The sequence below is a fragment of the Maribacter huludaoensis genome, assembly GCF_029350945.1.
GTDB classification, from domain to species: Bacteria; Bacteroidota; Bacteroidia; order Flavobacteriales; family Flavobacteriaceae; genus Maribacter; species Maribacter huludaoensis.
The window spans coordinates 113,901-128,337 of the sequence record NZ_JARKMS010000002.1 but is presented as its reverse complement, the minus strand read 5'-3'; the positions used below and the strand labels follow the sequence as shown (position 1 = coordinate 128,337).

The following is a 14,437-nucleotide window of genomic DNA, read 5'->3' as shown; positions in this document are numbered from 1 at the left end:
TTATAATTCAATACTTTGAGATTTGTCTTTGCTTTGCATTTGTTTTATTGATATCTCCTTTTCCTTCTCAATTCGTTTTAAAGCTTCAAAGTTTTCCTCAGGACTTCCGTTTTTTAAAGCATTTTGAATTTCAAATTTTTCTATCTCCTTTCGTTTGTATTCAAACATGCTATCAAAACTCTTTTCATTTTTATCTATCCAATTTTTCCTATCAAAACCAACATGATATTTGTTATTTCCGATTTTACGAGTAGTTGCTTTTTCATTTGCGACCGGACTTAATTTTAAGCGTTGTGTTTTATCTTTTCTACTTACTATCACATGAACATGTGACTGTAAACCCGGTTTTTTATCTCCTGACTTTGCATTTCCTAGACGAACTTGTTCCTCATTACCTTTATACGCCCGTTGATGTTCAATCTTAGCATAGTAAACCAAATCATTCCCGGATTTTAAACCTTTCTCCTGACGGTTAAAATTCTCGGCGTAATTATTCATTACAGACCTAGAATAGTCTCTTAAATAGGCATTGTATCGAGCAAACTCCGTGTTACTCATTTGATCGACATTATCAACATCTCTACCAGCTGTCGCTATTTTGGAAATATGTTTTAGTTCTTGATTACTAAAGCTTATTGTGGGCGCATAATATTTAGCATCATTTTTACCAAGCTTTGAAATATTAGTATCTAAATCTTCTCTTACTTTTGTTTGACTTACAGCATCTGATTGATGATTAAAAAAATATTGTTGTCGGTTTCGTATTTCTATTTCCTTATTTCGATTAGACGCCTGCATCGCCCTTTTTTCTAAATCTTGATTTTCTTTATCCAGATAATTAACCAACAAGGCAGAACTTCCCTTATTTCCTCCTCCCATACTACTATGCACTTTACTAATTGGCATGGTCGAAAACTCTTCTTAACCTGCTATTAATTCCTGACTTATCTCTTTCGTCTAAAAATTCAGCCAAAACATTAAAAGCTATCTGCATTTTATAGAGTTCAGTTTTGACATAATCTGTACGTTTTTGGTCAGCAGAATTCATTTGACTTAATAAATTTTGAAGGTTATCAGTAAGCCCTTCCAATGATTCTTTTTGTAATTGACCATTGGCGTATACTTCATCACGCATTGGTTTTAAAATATCTCTTTCCTGCACTCTCAGAAAAGAAACAATACGTTTATCAAGAGCCTTTATCATTGTCGAGGGACTTTCATTTATGGCATCCCTTGGGTTTATTCCTGTCCTTTTAAAATAGGTAATCATTGCCTCTACCAATGAACCTATTGAACTGCCAAAGGTCTCAGACAAAGTTTTAATGTCTTTATGGCCTCTTTGACCAATTATGATACTTTTCTTTTTCATTTTATATTTTTAAATACTGTTAATCAAGGTCTTACTATTAATATTATACCGAAAATTATAAAGTTTTATAACCGCATCTCCTATCTTAAACGCCTATTCTCATTGAGTTGAGAGCTCCCGCAGGGCGAGTTGGAAAGGGGCTCTGCCCCTGTCCGACTCGCTCTTTAAAAAAAGACTTTTAATATCTCCTACTAACACCTCCTAATTCAATGAAATTGAACATTTCATACAATCGATCGTACACTTGTTTTCCGTAGATTTTCTCTAAATCTTTAATAGAATGGTTTGTGGTAACGTAAGTTTTAGTGCCTTTTAATTTGAAATTGTTATAGCGTATTTGAAGTAATCTTGTAAATAAATTCTCTTTGACTCCCCAGAGTTGAACCATTTTTTCTGTACCTAAATCATCAAAATGAACGACACCTTTACTGTATTTATCTACTATACTTTCACCATGTTTATTAAACTCTGTAACTACATCATGAACAGAAACATTTGAAAACCAATATTGCATCAAATTATAGTCAATACATATTTTTCGGATGATGTCAAAAACAGAACTTTTACCTGTTCCACATGGACCAAAAATCATCAGACCTTTTCGTAATTCCCCACTCGTTTCAGTTTCAAAAGCAGGGTCACCTGAGAAGTATTTGGCGATTAAATCTAAAAAATGCTTGTTTTTGTCATCAACATCAAAAGAACGATTTAGGTTTTTAAAGTACTCATTACCAACTTTCCACAGCAAGGTTTTAAATTGATTAGTTGTAATATTGTGAACCTTCTTCACATCTGGTTTTGACCAAATACGCTCGAAATATTCAATCCCTTTTTGATTTGCTTTCTTATTTTCTTCAACTCGTTTTTTCTTTTCAAATTCAGTTTCTAAACCAAAATTTCTTTTTACTCTTTTCCCTAATGAATCTTTCATTTCTTCCTTGGATTTACATTCATATTTCTTTTATTCCCTTTTCTAATAGGTGTATTAATATCTTGTATTAATATGCTGTCATTTTTCACATAGTGCGGATGGTGCTTCTGCGAAGTGCTATCTATTAAATTATTACAGTGCGCAATTGCAGTTTTTAAGTACTGTGAAACTTTAATGTATCTTTTAGACCCTGTTTGCGTTTTGGTAATCTTCCTTGTTATCATTCCTTTATCAACCAAAGATTTAATCACATCGGAGACCCTACTTTCTGATATCACAAAAAACTCAGCAAAATATTTATTACTGGCATAACAGCCTCCTTTGCCATTGTTCTCAAGACTGTTTATCTCAACTACAAACACCTTCTCTTGAAGCGTTAGCTCAGTTATAATCCAGACAGCTTTTGGAATCCATATACCTTTAAAAGCACGATTCATATCAACTAAAATTTTCTGTTCTGGAACATGTAATTTGAAGCCTCGTCTTCTATTTCCTTTATGGTTTTTTGTCTATTAAGCAGTAACCATTTATCTAACTCTTCTTTTTCGAAAAAAATCACCTTACCATTTGGTTTACTAAATGGTATTTTATTATGAGAGGTTAATTTGTAGAGGTAACTTTTTGAAATTCCTGTATAATCGCAGACTTCGTCGAAATTCAATACCTTTTTCTGAGTCGCTAATAAGCGTTCAATTCTATCTAATCTTTGGGCTAATTCTAAATCCATTAATTCTATTTTAAAAATGACTAAATGGAAAGTGCACTTTCCTTTGTTTTCGAATTCTTGAAACAAAAGAACTATAGAAAAAGAATGGCAGGGTTAACAAGGTTAACATGTTAACCTTATTTAGAATTACAAACTTTCTCTTTATGGTATTAGAGAATGATTAGGTGTCAAATAAAAAAGAGAAAGCACCCATTGGGTTACTTTCTCTCTTAAAAGAATTTAATAAGATAATTATCTTAAATGAATTATCCCTTCTTAGTGGAATTTAAGTATTGATTTAAATCCAAATGATGTTTATCATCCTTTAGATTTCTATAATGCAAAGGATGCCCATAATTTTTTATTTGACCAAGAATTTCAATTTGCCAATTATCTAAATTCGAAACAGTGACTAAAGGAAAATTAATAGCAAATCTTACGTAAGCCGGTGTAATATCAAAATAGGGTATGTTTCCACAGTCACAACTTGGCTGAGGAATGATAGGGTTACCATTATAATACGATGTATTACAAATTAAGCAAGTAGCTTTAGTCTCATCTCCGATGAATGTTCTTAACTCCCTATTCATAATTCTACTTTTAATGCGGGGTTTATAGAGAGTTTTCAAAATTTTGGTAAAACCTTCTTATAAAGCAACCTTTTTATAATTCTCTCTAAATCTCAAAAACTAAAAATATCTGTTAAGACTTAAAATAATCAATTATAGCTTTCGATTTAATAATTATAATGCTAAATATTTAAATAAGATTTAAGGTTTTTTACATATACATCAAATTCTCTGATACCTTTCTTAGTAATTTTACATACTGTATTAGGTTTCTTACCTTTAAAGGTTTTATCAATAGTTATGTATCCAACTTTCTCCAACTTAGTTAACTGAACACTTAAGTTTCCTGCAGTAGATTTTGTTTCACTCAAAATAAGATTAAAGTCAGCCTCTTCCAATGTAATTAACAATGAAATCACGGCGAGCCTTAATGCTGAGTGTATTATTGGATTAAGTTTTTTCATAACTTTCTTTCCGACTTGACTGTAATTTTGAAAAGACGTGTCCAGGAATTATAATTGTAAAAGCAATAATAATTAAGAATAAAAATATATTGAAATCTGAATTTCCTAGTAACAAGAAAATGTGAGAAAGTATTATACCAAAAATACCTCCAATCATTACTTTCTTAAATTTCACCAAAACACCAAGTGTAAACGACCACATTGATATCAATAAACCTTCTATAAAAAAAACTGGGAATTCTATCCAAGTACTAGCTACTGCAACTGTGGTGCAAATAACTATGTATAATAGTGAAATATTATTAACACTAATATCAATGTAAGAAGGTATGACATTTTTTTGTTTAACATATTTAACAATTCGCGGATAGCAAATGAGGGGAATTAAAAACCAAAGGAATGAGCGATAAGACCAAATATTCATGTAGCCCAATATACCAATAATGAGCCCAACTATCACAGTTGTATAACCCCATATTAAAAGCATTGATGGACCAGTTTTAGTCTCTATATTTGCGCGAGCCTGTTCTATCATTTTAGTAATAAGATCAAGGCTGTCTTGATTTGATAACTTCTTAGGTTGTCCCATAAATTAATATATTGACCTTTTTATAAGTTTTATTTTAAACATATTTTTTAATACTTGAGTTTTAATATAAAGCTATACTATGAAAAGTCAAAAAAATATTGACTAACTGAATGATACATTAAATCTAAAAAAAACTTAACTTTCAACATACTTTATATTACTAGAAACCTTAAAACCAAACAATTAAAGGTCACCAACATTTATCTACAACTACATACTTTTAACACCTTACTCTTATATATTGATATTTATAGATTTTACAAATATAAAGGTTAAAATTTTATAGATTTGGCACTAACACATTTGGTTTAAAGAATAAGGTCCCCAACTGTAATCACATCTTTTCCGCTTAATATAACTTTCTCATCATGACTGGCTATAATAAAACTAATTCCCGTTTTGATATTGAGATTTTTCATTAAGTTTATAATATTAATAGCATTTTCTTTATCAAGACTAGCTGTAGGTTCATCAGCAAAAATAACCTCAGGCTTACGTGCAATTGCTCTAGCTACAGCAACACGTTGCTGTTCTCCTCCAGACATCTGACCTGGTCTATTGTTCATTCTTTTCTCCAAGCCAACTGCCTTTAAAGCCTCAATAGACATTTTTCTTCTCTGCTTAGAGGATAGATTTAAAAGAGTTAATGGAAGCTCAACATTTTCAATCGCCGTGAGTACTGGTATTAGATTAAATGATTGAAAAATAAAGCCAAAATTCTTTCTTCGTAAAGATGTCAAACTTCGATTGTCGGAAAAATCTACGAGCTTATCGTTTAAATAATATCTACCATCGGTAGGATTATCCAAAGTTCCCATAATATTCAATATAGTAGATTTTCCAGAACCAGATGGTCCGGCCAATATAGTAAAACACCCCCTTTCAAAAGACCATGAAAAATCATTTAATACATGAGTTTTAACTTCACCGTTGAAGTAAGATTTATTAACTTTTTCTAAGACAATTATATTTTCCATTTTAAAAAGATAAGCTGATTAATAATGTTGATTGTAAATCGTAAATCGCAAATGAATTATGAAATGCTAGTGCTGATAATTCTAGTTGAAGGTTATTTAATGAATAGACAAATAACGGGGATAAAATTAATTGATGGGAAGTTGGATCATAAAATCCGCGTGAATTTAATGACCATCTACCATAACTGCCTATATAATTGACACTCCCAAAAAATGAATGTTGACCCATTGATATAGGGTCATAAAGTATAAGATTATTTGGTAAATAATTTCGAAAAGCTTTAATTTCATTACGATTTAAATTATCTCCAGAATATCTATATTCAAAATAACTGGTAATCCGTTCACTTAAATTAATTGAAGAACCAAGAACGACTTCAATATTTAAAGTTTTTTTTATTGAAGTGGGGTCTATAATCAAACCTTCAGGATTAATAGAAAATCTTCGAGAATAAGTTTTTGCAATTCCCTCAGAATACAGAACAAATTGATTGCCACCATATGAAATGTCATAACCCAGCTGATGCCCTTCACCTGAGTAAATATATGTAGAACTAAAATTACTTCTGTTGCCAAACATATTGTACTTTATGGCAATTTTCGATTTTGAAATTGTGGAATCCGGGAATATGTAAAACTCTAAATCGCTTTTCTCAAATAGATGATTATAATTTAATTGATAAACACCTTCAAGTCTATTTTGTGTTCTTAAAGGATCTTTTTGGGTATAAAAAAGAGTTGGATTCCAAACAAGTCCACTTCCCCAATCTAGTCTTTTCTTTCCAATCAATAAACGGTTTTTTTCATCAAATTTGATTGCGGTATATAATTCCATAAATTTTAAATCCAAGGAAAAATTTAAATTGTTATTAAAGAAACCAGGTTCAACTTGGAATGTACCGATAAATTCATTTGAAATCGTGTCATTATAACTTAGGATTGGATAAAATCTTGTTATAGAAGATATATCATTCAATCCTAATAAATTATCCGGATTTACCTTAGATTGCTTGTCTAGTACATTGAATTCGTTATAGTTTTCCATAATGAATAGATGGGTAAAATTAGATGATTGACTATAAGTTGTCATTGAAAATAAAATCATTAGACAACCGATAATTATCAGCTTACTTCTCTTATGAAATGTTAGAATTAAAAAGCCCATTGTTATTATCTTCTTATCGAACCTAGAGTAAAAAATTCCTTCGCTATATTATTTTTTCGTTTTGCATTAGAATATTGCATAATTGTTTTACTATCATTTAATAGATTATCTACAATTGTATAAGTAGTAGGAAAACCTATATCATCCAAAACAATGTGGTTCTCATAAACAATAGTCTTCAACAGTTTATTAGAGAGGCTAAACATTTCTTGTTTAACAGGTGACATTTTATCTTTATTAATTCTTAATACGACTTTATTATAAGATACAGTCAGGTCCTTAGCTTTTAAGATTAAAATTACCTCTTCAGTTGTTTCTTCAATTTTAATAATATCATAATCTCTTTGGTATGACATTCGCATTAAATCCCTGTTAGATGCATCACTTCCCATGAAAGATTGTTTTAAAGGAAGTCGCATCACACGTGAAGTTCTAGGCAGATACATCCATAAATTGGACTCATCGTTTAGCATTTTTCTTCCTCGTTCTGTTGCTGGTTCAACAAATTCAAGGCGCATTTTTTCACCTACTCGATATGAAATCATATCGTAAAACTTAACAACCTTATCTTTTTTATAAATGTCCATACGAAGATTTGCATATTCAATGTACAAGCACTTGTCCATCAATTCTAAATAATTGATTTTTTCTTCTTGAGAATAACCAAAAGTGAGAACTAAAGTCAATAATAAATTAAAAAAGTATTTCATAATATTCTTCATGATTCTATTTATTTTGAAGTAATTTGATTATATTATTTTTCGGAATTCTAACAGATAAAAATGTAGCAAGTACTGGATAGAAAAAAGCAACAGCTACAGTAATAATTATATCTCTAAAATTTAATACCGGATTTATTATTGAAGATCCAAAAGCGAATGAGGCTGCATCTCCAAGATATATTCCTTCGAATATATTTATAATTTTTACTGTGACTATCATTATTAATACTCCTATACTAATGTAAATGGCGCTCATGTATAAACTTTCATATATATAAATAGTTTTTATTGCATTTCTTGAGAAGCCAAATGAGAGCAATGTTCCAGTTTCCTTTTCCCTCAAGAATTTATTTTCAGTTTGCATGGACCAAATACCCACAAATGAAATTAGTAGGAGAAAAAATGCTAAACTCATCATACTGTACTTATTAATATTTGACAATGAACGCGCCAATCCTAACCCGTCATAAAATGAAGTAACGACAATGCTATCATCCTGAATTAATAATTGTTCCTGTAATTTTTGCAATTTTAGTTCTATTCTATCCTTTATTTTCAATACCTGTGACATATCAGTTACCTGTACATTTAATTTAGAAGGCAAATTTGCATTGTACAAAGTTTTTGCATGATCATATCTCATATAGATTTTATCCTTATTTGCCATTGAAGTGTATCTAAATATACCGGAAACGGCATAATCATCTAGATTAATAGTCCCATCAGCAGTTTGTACCATCAAGGTAACCTGATCACCTACCTTTATATCATATTCATTTGATATGCCATCACTTAAAAGGATGCTCTTATCAGACTTTAAATCAAGAGAACCATCAATCGATTTAAACATTTCGTTAATTAAAGGGATATCATCATCACTTAGCCCATTTGGATTGATTCGAATAGAATTATCCTTAAAATATAAGAGACAGTTAGGAGGATATACTCTAAATGAATATTTTAAAATTTCTGGTTCATCTTCCAATATTTTTTTAAGCCTTTCAAAAAAAACATTTGATTGCTTACTATTAGTTTGACGTATTATATTCTTACTCAACTCAACTGTTAATGCTCCATTTTCAAATTGAATATTTCTCTCAACAATATATTTTTCAATACCCCTTGATAGTGATAATATCAATAAGAGTATTAAAACAGTACATGTAATACCAATTCCGTTGAGTAAAGTAGAGCTAAAATTTCGTCGTACATTCCGAACCGCAAATTTGAATAGAATTGTCATATCTTAATTATTGATTAAATCTAAAGGATTGGTGTTTTTTGTTTTCAAAATTGTAACCGCCAATGAAGATGATATTACCACCCCAAAGGTTATAATGATAAATATGATGTCTTTACCTGTTATTGTGGGAGGAATATATTCAGCTAGTAAAGCAGCCTGTAAATCTTTAGAAGAAATGTAAAGACCAGGTGATGAAAGAAAAGAAAAAATTATGAATTTCAATAATGCAATACTAAATATAATTGCTGAAAATGCTATGATTAAATACTCCATAAGCATCATTCTATAAACGTCAAACCAGCGGAACCCCATAGCTATAAACGTCCCAAATTCTTTTCTTCTTGAATTAGCAACTAATGTTGAAACGCTAACTAATATTACTAGACTGAACGTAAGAAAAATGATAAGAGTAAATCTCCCCCCCCACTTCCATACATTAACTATGGAAAACAGCAAAGGCACAGTATCTTGCCAAGAGGCAGTTTTAAAAGTCTCATTCAAATTAAAGAAATATTTATTAATCTCTTTGAACTGATTATCAGAGATATCAGACTGTCGATTAAAATCTGGGTTTACAATCAATTCAACAGTCTCTGAATTATCGAGCTGAACCATATTTCTACCAAAATCATATTTTACAAAGCCTACTCTTTCAAAAAAAATTGCTAATCCTTCTTCTTCAAAAACTCCTTTCACAGTTGCAACAGCGTCACTCATATATCCATTTGTATTGTCAGCTACCAAGAGTAACGTATCTCCTAAATGCACATTTATTTCTTCCGCAAACGATGCACTTATTAAAACATCTGATTCATTCTTAGGAAAAATCCCAGCCCGCAACTTAAAATGTTTTGAGATTCTTTGAAGATGACTATCCGAAATCGCATGAATGTTTAAGTATGAAGTTTCTTCTTTATGTGATACTAGAGAGCCAAATCGTATTCTTTTATTTAAAGTCAGTTCAGGAAATTTTTCAGAAAAAGCCTTTAAAGAGTTTTTATCAAAGTTAAATTTCTCTTGCTTACTAAGCTGAGACTCCAAAATATTAATGTTATCCTTGTTAGATTGATATACCGATATATTTCCAGAAATACCTTCATTAATACCTCTCTTTAATTGCCTTTGAATACCATTATTAAAAGACATATTCGCTAGTATAATCAGAGAAGAAATTCCAACACATAAAAAAGAAAACAATGTTTGTCGCTTCTTCCGATAAAGATTTCTTAATACATATTTAATCTGTTCAGCTTTCATATATAGATATATATTTATTCAACAAATATAAAGTACTTTATTTTATAAACTGTTAAAATTACTTTTTTTTTAATTAACTATTCTCACACTTAACAAATAAGAGTTTCTTATACGTAATCCTAATACCAACTTATAAGACTACAAATCAATATTTTAAAAAAAAAATGTCAGTTTATTTGTACATATGAAAATTATATTTCATATTTGCTAAAGTAGTTTAAATTATAAAGTTAATTATTTTATAGAACTATTTATGAAAATAAAACATAACCGACCTAGCTTAAATAAAGTCATAAGTTCAATTTATATATATGATGATTCATATAGTCAAATTAAAGGTTATGATATTCGAAAATCTTTCATGGAATACTGTCTACTACATTGCTCAAATCTCAAAATCAATAATATTCATTTTGCAAAAGGAAAATATGGCAAGCCGTATTTAAAAGATGTTACTGATATACATTTCAACCTTTCGCATAAATCTGGTATTTATGTATTCATTTGCAGCAGGCATCCTGTTGGTATTGACATTGAAAAGTCTAGGGATAATTTTGTTAAACCTAGAATGAAACCTTATTTTTCAGAACAAGAATGGTCCAAGTTGCATTCAGTAGATAGTAACAAATTAGACTTTGCAACATTATGGTCACTAAAAGAAAGCTATTCTAAGTATCATGGATTAGGTTTACTACTTCCTTTCTCAAGTTTTACTATAGATAAATTTGGTAATCAATACTCTGTTGTAGGACATCCCGAAATCTACCTAACACATAGATTATATAAAACAGACTATAATATTTCGTTATGCTCCAAAATTCTCAACAAACCTGAACTACATATAGTTAGTGAATGTGATATATATCAACAGAAAAAAACCATTCAAAAAACTAAATGTTCTAATCTTAATGAAATTATCCAGAAATGGTGTGAGCCCAATAATTACAATAATAATATAATAGCTTCAAATGAGTGCTAATTCATATATAATCGAAATAGTAGGTTTAAATAAATTCTACGATGGTCTTCCAGTATTGAAGAACATTAACTTCAAAATCAAATCAGGTGAGACAGTTGGAATTTTAGGCGCTAATGGTGCGGGAAAAAGTACTCTTTTAGAAAGTATCGAAGGTTTAAGAAAAATAGATAATGGAAATATAAAAGTTCTAGGTCTGGATATCAAAAAGCATCAAAAAAAAATCCAAAAAAATATAGGCATACAATTACAAAAAACCTCATTATTTGAAGAACTTACAGTTGAAGATAATGTCAAAATATTTTATGGGCTTTATGGAGTCAAAAAAAATATAATAGATATTATTAATGAGTTCGATTTAGAAAAAATAAAGAATTCAAAAGTAGGCAGACTATCTGGCGGACAATTTCAACGGTTAAATCTTTGTCTATCAATGATAAACAACCCTAAAATTTTATTTCTAGATGAACCTACTACAGGACTGGACCCAAAAGTTCGTAAAGAATTGTGGGATAAAATACGAGAACTTAAAAACGCTGGGCATACAATACTATTAACAACTCATTATATGGAAGAGGCAGAAGAGTTGTGTGATAGAATAATATTTATGCGCCAAGGAAAAATTGTCGCAGATGATACTCCCAAAAATTTAACTAAGACAATTAATATTCCTAAAGAGTTAGTAATAGAAGTTGACAAACCCATTACACGAGAAGAAATGCATGGACTCGATAGCATAGCAAATGGCACACAGATTAGAATTAAATCATCAAACATAATGAAAGATTTAATGTTTGTTTTTGAAATATTTAAAAACAAGGATATACAAGTAATTGATGTCAAAATTACTGACGCTAATCTAGAAGATGTGTACATGGAAATTTATAATGCAACAACTTCAATTTGCTAATTCAATGACTAAAGTATTCCACATATTTAAACTTTTCTCCAAGATTTTTATTAAAGATCGTTTTAACCTATTTATGATTTTCTTTTTTAATGCCTTTATAATGGTGATTTTCGGAATATCTATGGAAAATAGATATGAAAATGATGTAAATATTGGAATTTATGGCGGTATTAATAACAAAGTTTACAAACAAATTGTGACAGATTTTGAATCTCAAAAAAACGTAAAGTTGAAAATTTACGGGGATAATGAAAAATTTAAAAATGATTTAGAAAATGGTAATCTAACTTTAGGCTTATCCATTTCGGATAAAAAATTGTCCTTGTTTGCTGATAACGAAAGAGCTTTATGGTCAAAATTCTTACAGTCAACTGTAGAGGTTGCCGCATTAAAAGCTTATGGAGTCTCGCCACCCGTTGTACATATTGTATCGATTGAAACAAGAAATAAGAGCTACTTTGATTTCTTTTTCCCAGGAATATTAATTTTTTCTATCATGCAAGTAGGTCTTTCAGGAGGCATTATGTTATTAGTTCAACGAACTAAAGGAAGTTTAAAGCGATTAAAAATAACACCATTAAGAAAGTGGGAATTCTTGTTGGGATATGTCAGCTGTTACTTATGTATAATGATCATTCAAGTTTTAGGCTACTATGGTATAGCAAATTTGATTTTTGAATATTCATTCTATGGATCTTTGACGAATGTAATAACCTTACTTATTGGGTCAAGTGTTCTATTTATACTTTTAGGAATATTACTATGTAATGCCTGTAATACTGTAGAGAATGGTAATAACTTTAATCGATTCTTCGTATTTCCTGCTAGTTTTATATGTGGTGTTTTTATTCCCCTATCGTCTTTACCAGAAATAGTTCAAAAGATTGCTTGGTTTCACCCTTTAACATACTTAGTAGAGGTAACAAGAAAAGTTGCTAATTATAATGAAGCACTTTTAAATTTTCAACAGTACATCTTAGGGTATATAATTATGACCTCTATTATAGCTTATTTTTCAATAAAAACATTTAAATGGAAAGAGAACAGTTAAAACCAACCTGCAAAGAATTATCGTATGATGATATTAAAAAAGTTATTTCGCATAGATTCCCTTTTTTATTGGTTGACAAAATTTTGAAAGTTGAAGAAAATCAAATAGTAGGGATGAAAAATGTTTCAGGCACAGATCCTTATCTACAGGGTCATTTTCCAGAAAAAGCAGTATATCCTGGCGTACTATTAATCGAGTCTTGTGCTCAAGTAGGAGGTATACTTGTAGGTAAATTAATAAAAGGTACTGGATATTTAGCAAGAGTTGTCGATTTTAAATTTACCGAGGTAATTGTTCCTGGTGATTCCATAATTATTACTGCTAGGTACCATTCGAAACTTCAAAAATTTATTCAGGTTGATTGTGATGCGGAGGTTGATGGCAAATTAGTCGGAAAAGGTAAAATAGTCTATTCATTTATGTAAACTAAAGAATTTGTAATATGGATAATATAGTAATATCATCAATTGGAATATTTCACCATGGAATGAAATATTTAAAGCATAGCAATGATAACACTCGAGGGAATTCGACCATTGAATGTGACAAAATCATAAACGGAGAAAAATTAGACTCTGAGATTTTGAAATATTTACCATACGCGGAGGTGAGAAGGGTTGATAAAATTTGCAAATTACTTCTAGTATCAGGAATTAATTGCATGGAAAACCTTCAATTTAAAAGATTAAAAGATTTTAAATCAGATATAGGAGCGATAGGTAGTACCGTGTTCGGGTCTATGTCTAGTTCTGAAGACTTTGTAAATACAGCATTGAATAAAGGGGTAAAAAATGCAAGCCCCATAATATTCCCTTTTACGGTACCCAATGCTTCCAACGGAATTCTTACAACCAAACTAGGAGTTAATGGTTTCAATACGACCCTCTCCGGATACAATCCCATTGGGTATAGCTTTGATTTATTGAATTTAAATCGTACAAAAGGTTTATTTGTATCTGGTTTTGATGAAGTGACAAAACAAATTGCGGAAATTTCTTTACCAGGTAATTTATTCTATAATGGCAATTACTCTGAAGGTGCATCAACATTTTTTATAACTAAAGAGAATTTTGCAAAAAAGAACAACCTCCCAGTTCTATTTTATTTGATTGGATTTGAAATAGCATATAATATTAATAACAATTACACCTTTGATAATTCAGATAGCATAGAAAAAGAAACAATTTTACGTCCAATAAAAGAAATTTTCTCTAGAAAAGAGACCAATAAATATGGAATTAAGACACTTGTTTCTGCATTTACAAGTGACTCCAAAGCAGCTGTCGATGAAAAATCAATTATAGATAACACTTTTGGAGTTGAAAAAGTTCAAATTCTATACCCTAAAGATGAATTAGGAGAATCTTTCGCAAACAATAATTTTGTCAATATTATTTGCGGTTATACCCACCTATTAAAGAATCCATCTGAAACTCAAATTATTATTAATTCCTATGATCTTGGAGGTAATTTTTCATCAACATTGATTAGCATTCAAAAACCATAAA

Annotated in this window: 18 protein-coding genes; 5 read left to right on the top strand and 13 right to left on the bottom strand. The window is 30.1% G+C overall.

The window, feature by feature from the left end; translation table 11 throughout:
* The 13 genes from PXC01_RS05725 to PXC01_RS05665 form a co-directional block, all read right to left on the bottom strand.
* Positions 1–879, bottom strand: coding sequence for a DUF5712 family protein (locus PXC01_RS05725; RefSeq protein WP_276471367.1), 879 nt, complete (start codon positions 877–879; stop codon positions 1–3).
* Between the two features lie 16 nt (positions 880–895).
* A complete protein-coding gene (locus PXC01_RS05720; protein WP_276471366.1) occupies positions 896–1,369 on the bottom strand; it encodes a BfmA/BtgA family mobilization protein in 474 nt (157 codons plus the stop codon).
* Between the two features lie 178 nt (positions 1,370–1,547).
* A complete protein-coding gene (locus tag PXC01_RS05715; RefSeq protein ID WP_276471365.1) occupies positions 1,548–2,300 on the bottom strand; it encodes a P-loop NTPase family protein in 753 nt (250 codons plus the stop codon).
* Positions 2,297–2,737, bottom strand: a complete 441-nt coding sequence (locus PXC01_RS05710; RefSeq protein ID WP_276471364.1) for a helix-turn-helix domain-containing protein — start codon at positions 2,735–2,737, stop codon at positions 2,297–2,299. Before PXC01_RS05710 ends, PXC01_RS05715 begins: the two co-directional genes overlap by 4 nt.
* Positions 2,738–2,742: 5 nt before the next feature.
* The gene (locus PXC01_RS05705; protein WP_276471363.1) at positions 2,743–3,027 is read right to left on the bottom strand and encodes a helix-turn-helix transcriptional regulator; all 285 of its coding nucleotides are present in this window, start codon (positions 3,025–3,027) and stop codon (positions 2,743–2,745) included.
* A 245-nt stretch (positions 3,028–3,272) separates the two neighbouring features.
* Positions 3,273–3,596: a hypothetical protein gene (locus PXC01_RS05700; RefSeq protein ID WP_276471362.1), complete on the bottom strand. Its 324-nt coding sequence runs from the start codon at positions 3,594–3,596 to the stop codon at positions 3,273–3,275.
* Between the two features lie 161 nt (positions 3,597–3,757).
* A complete protein-coding gene (locus tag PXC01_RS05695; protein WP_276471361.1) occupies positions 3,758–4,039 on the bottom strand; it encodes a winged helix-turn-helix domain-containing protein in 282 nt (93 codons plus the stop codon).
* Positions 4,026–4,628 (bottom strand): hypothetical protein, encoded by a 603-nt coding sequence (locus PXC01_RS05690; RefSeq protein WP_276471360.1) that lies wholly within the window; start codon positions 4,626–4,628, stop codon positions 4,026–4,028. The genes PXC01_RS05695 and PXC01_RS05690 overlap by 14 nt, the downstream gene beginning before the upstream one ends.
* A gap of 308 nt (positions 4,629–4,936) precedes the next feature.
* The gene (locus tag PXC01_RS05685) at positions 4,937–5,605 is read right to left on the bottom strand and encodes an ABC transporter ATP-binding protein (RefSeq protein ID WP_276471359.1); all 669 of its coding nucleotides are present in this window, start codon (positions 5,603–5,605) and stop codon (positions 4,937–4,939) included.
* Between the two features lies 1 nt (position 5,606).
* On the bottom strand, positions 5,607–6,650 hold the full coding sequence (locus PXC01_RS05680; RefSeq protein WP_276471358.1) for a hypothetical protein: 1,044 nt from the start codon (positions 6,648–6,650) through the stop codon (positions 5,607–5,609).
* Between the two features lie 125 nt (positions 6,651–6,775).
* The gene (locus PXC01_RS05675; RefSeq protein WP_276471357.1) at positions 6,776–7,492 is read right to left on the bottom strand and encodes an outer membrane lipoprotein-sorting protein; all 717 of its coding nucleotides are present in this window, start codon (positions 7,490–7,492) and stop codon (positions 6,776–6,778) included.
* Between the two features lie 4 nt (positions 7,493–7,496).
* Complete coding sequence (locus PXC01_RS05670) at positions 7,497–8,735, bottom strand: ABC transporter permease (RefSeq protein ID WP_338089450.1); 1,239 nt, start codon at positions 8,733–8,735, stop codon at positions 7,497–7,499.
* A 3-nt stretch (positions 8,736–8,738) separates the two neighbouring features.
* The gene (locus PXC01_RS05665) at positions 8,739–9,992 is read right to left on the bottom strand and encodes an ABC transporter permease (RefSeq protein ID WP_276471355.1); all 1,254 of its coding nucleotides are present in this window, start codon (positions 9,990–9,992) and stop codon (positions 8,739–8,741) included.
* 253 nt (positions 9,993–10,245) lie between these two features.
* On the opposite strand from PXC01_RS05665, the gene PXC01_RS05660 reads away from it, so the two are divergent.
* The 5 genes from PXC01_RS05660 to PXC01_RS05640 are packed head-to-tail and all read left to right on the top strand — an operon-like array spanning position 10,246 to position 14,436.
* Positions 10,246–10,971: a 4'-phosphopantetheinyl transferase family protein gene (locus tag PXC01_RS05660; RefSeq protein WP_276471354.1), complete on the top strand. Its 726-nt coding sequence runs from the start codon at positions 10,246–10,248 to the stop codon at positions 10,969–10,971.
* The gene (locus PXC01_RS05655; protein WP_276471353.1) at positions 10,961–11,878 is read left to right on the top strand and encodes an ABC transporter ATP-binding protein; all 918 of its coding nucleotides are present in this window, start codon (positions 10,961–10,963) and stop codon (positions 11,876–11,878) included. Before PXC01_RS05660 ends, PXC01_RS05655 begins: the two co-directional genes overlap by 11 nt.
* A gap of 4 nt (positions 11,879–11,882) precedes the next feature.
* Complete coding sequence (locus tag PXC01_RS05650) at positions 11,883–12,929, top strand: ABC transporter permease (protein WP_276471352.1); 1,047 nt, start codon at positions 11,883–11,885, stop codon at positions 12,927–12,929.
* Complete coding sequence (gene fabZ, locus PXC01_RS05645; protein ID WP_276471351.1) at positions 12,911–13,354, top strand: 3-hydroxyacyl-ACP dehydratase FabZ; 444 nt, start codon at positions 12,911–12,913, stop codon at positions 13,352–13,354. Before PXC01_RS05650 ends, fabZ begins: the two co-directional genes overlap by 19 nt.
* A gap of 17 nt (positions 13,355–13,371) precedes the next feature.
* Positions 13,372–14,436 carry a hypothetical protein gene (locus tag PXC01_RS05640; protein WP_276471350.1) on the top strand — a complete coding sequence of 355 codons (1,065 nt, stop codon included), beginning with the start codon at positions 13,372–13,374 and terminating at the stop codon, positions 14,434–14,436.
* Position 14,437: the final 1 nt, after the last annotated feature.

Excerpts from the sequence above, each read along its gene's own strand:
- PXC01_RS05715 (WP_276471365.1), bottom strand. The coding sequence starts at position 2,300 with ATGAAAGATTCATTAGGGAAAAGAGTAAAAAGAAATTTTGGTTTAGAA.
- PXC01_RS05655 (WP_276471353.1), top strand. The coding sequence starts at position 10,961 with ATGAGTGCTAATTCATATATAATCGAAATAGTAGGTTTAAATAAATTC.
- PXC01_RS05710 (WP_276471364.1), bottom strand. The coding sequence starts at position 2,737 with ATGAATCGTGCTTTTAAAGGTATATGGATTCCAAAAGCTGTCTGGATT.
- PXC01_RS05640 (WP_276471350.1), top strand. The coding sequence starts at position 13,372 with ATGGATAATATAGTAATATCATCAATTGGAATATTTCACCATGGAATG.
- PXC01_RS05685 (WP_276471359.1), bottom strand. The coding sequence starts at position 5,605 with ATGGAAAATATAATTGTCTTAGAAAAAGTTAATAAATCTTACTTCAAC.
- PXC01_RS05660 (WP_276471354.1), top strand. The coding sequence starts at position 10,246 with ATGAAAATAAAACATAACCGACCTAGCTTAAATAAAGTCATAAGTTCA.
- PXC01_RS05665 (WP_276471355.1), bottom strand. The coding sequence starts at position 9,992 with ATGAAAGCTGAACAGATTAAATATGTATTAAGAAATCTTTATCGGAAG.
- PXC01_RS05690 (WP_276471360.1), bottom strand. The coding sequence starts at position 4,628 with ATGGGACAACCTAAGAAGTTATCAAATCAAGACAGCCTTGATCTTATT.
- PXC01_RS05675 (WP_276471357.1), bottom strand. The coding sequence starts at position 7,492 with ATGAAGAATATTATGAAATACTTTTTTAATTTATTATTGACTTTAGTT.
- PXC01_RS05650 (WP_276471352.1), top strand. The coding sequence starts at position 11,883 with ATGACTAAAGTATTCCACATATTTAAACTTTTCTCCAAGATTTTTATT.
- fabZ (WP_276471351.1), top strand. The coding sequence starts at position 12,911 with ATGGAAAGAGAACAGTTAAAACCAACCTGCAAAGAATTATCGTATGAT.
- PXC01_RS05705 (WP_276471363.1), bottom strand. The coding sequence starts at position 3,027 with ATGGATTTAGAATTAGCCCAAAGATTAGATAGAATTGAACGCTTATTA.
- PXC01_RS05695 (WP_276471361.1), bottom strand. The coding sequence starts at position 4,039 with ATGAAAAAACTTAATCCAATAATACACTCAGCATTAAGGCTCGCCGTG.
- PXC01_RS05670 (WP_338089450.1), bottom strand. The coding sequence starts at position 8,735 with ATGACAATTCTATTCAAATTTGCGGTTCGGAATGTACGACGAAATTTT.
- PXC01_RS05680 (WP_276471358.1), bottom strand. The coding sequence starts at position 6,650 with ATGGAAAACTATAACGAATTCAATGTACTAGACAAGCAATCTAAGGTA.
- PXC01_RS05700 (WP_276471362.1), bottom strand. The coding sequence starts at position 3,596 with ATGAATAGGGAGTTAAGAACATTCATCGGAGATGAGACTAAAGCTACT.
- PXC01_RS05725 (WP_276471367.1), bottom strand. The coding sequence starts at position 879 with ATGGGAGGAGGAAATAAGGGAAGTTCTGCCTTGTTGGTTAATTATCTG.
- PXC01_RS05720 (WP_276471366.1), bottom strand. The coding sequence starts at position 1,369 with ATGAAAAAGAAAAGTATCATAATTGGTCAAAGAGGCCATAAAGACATT.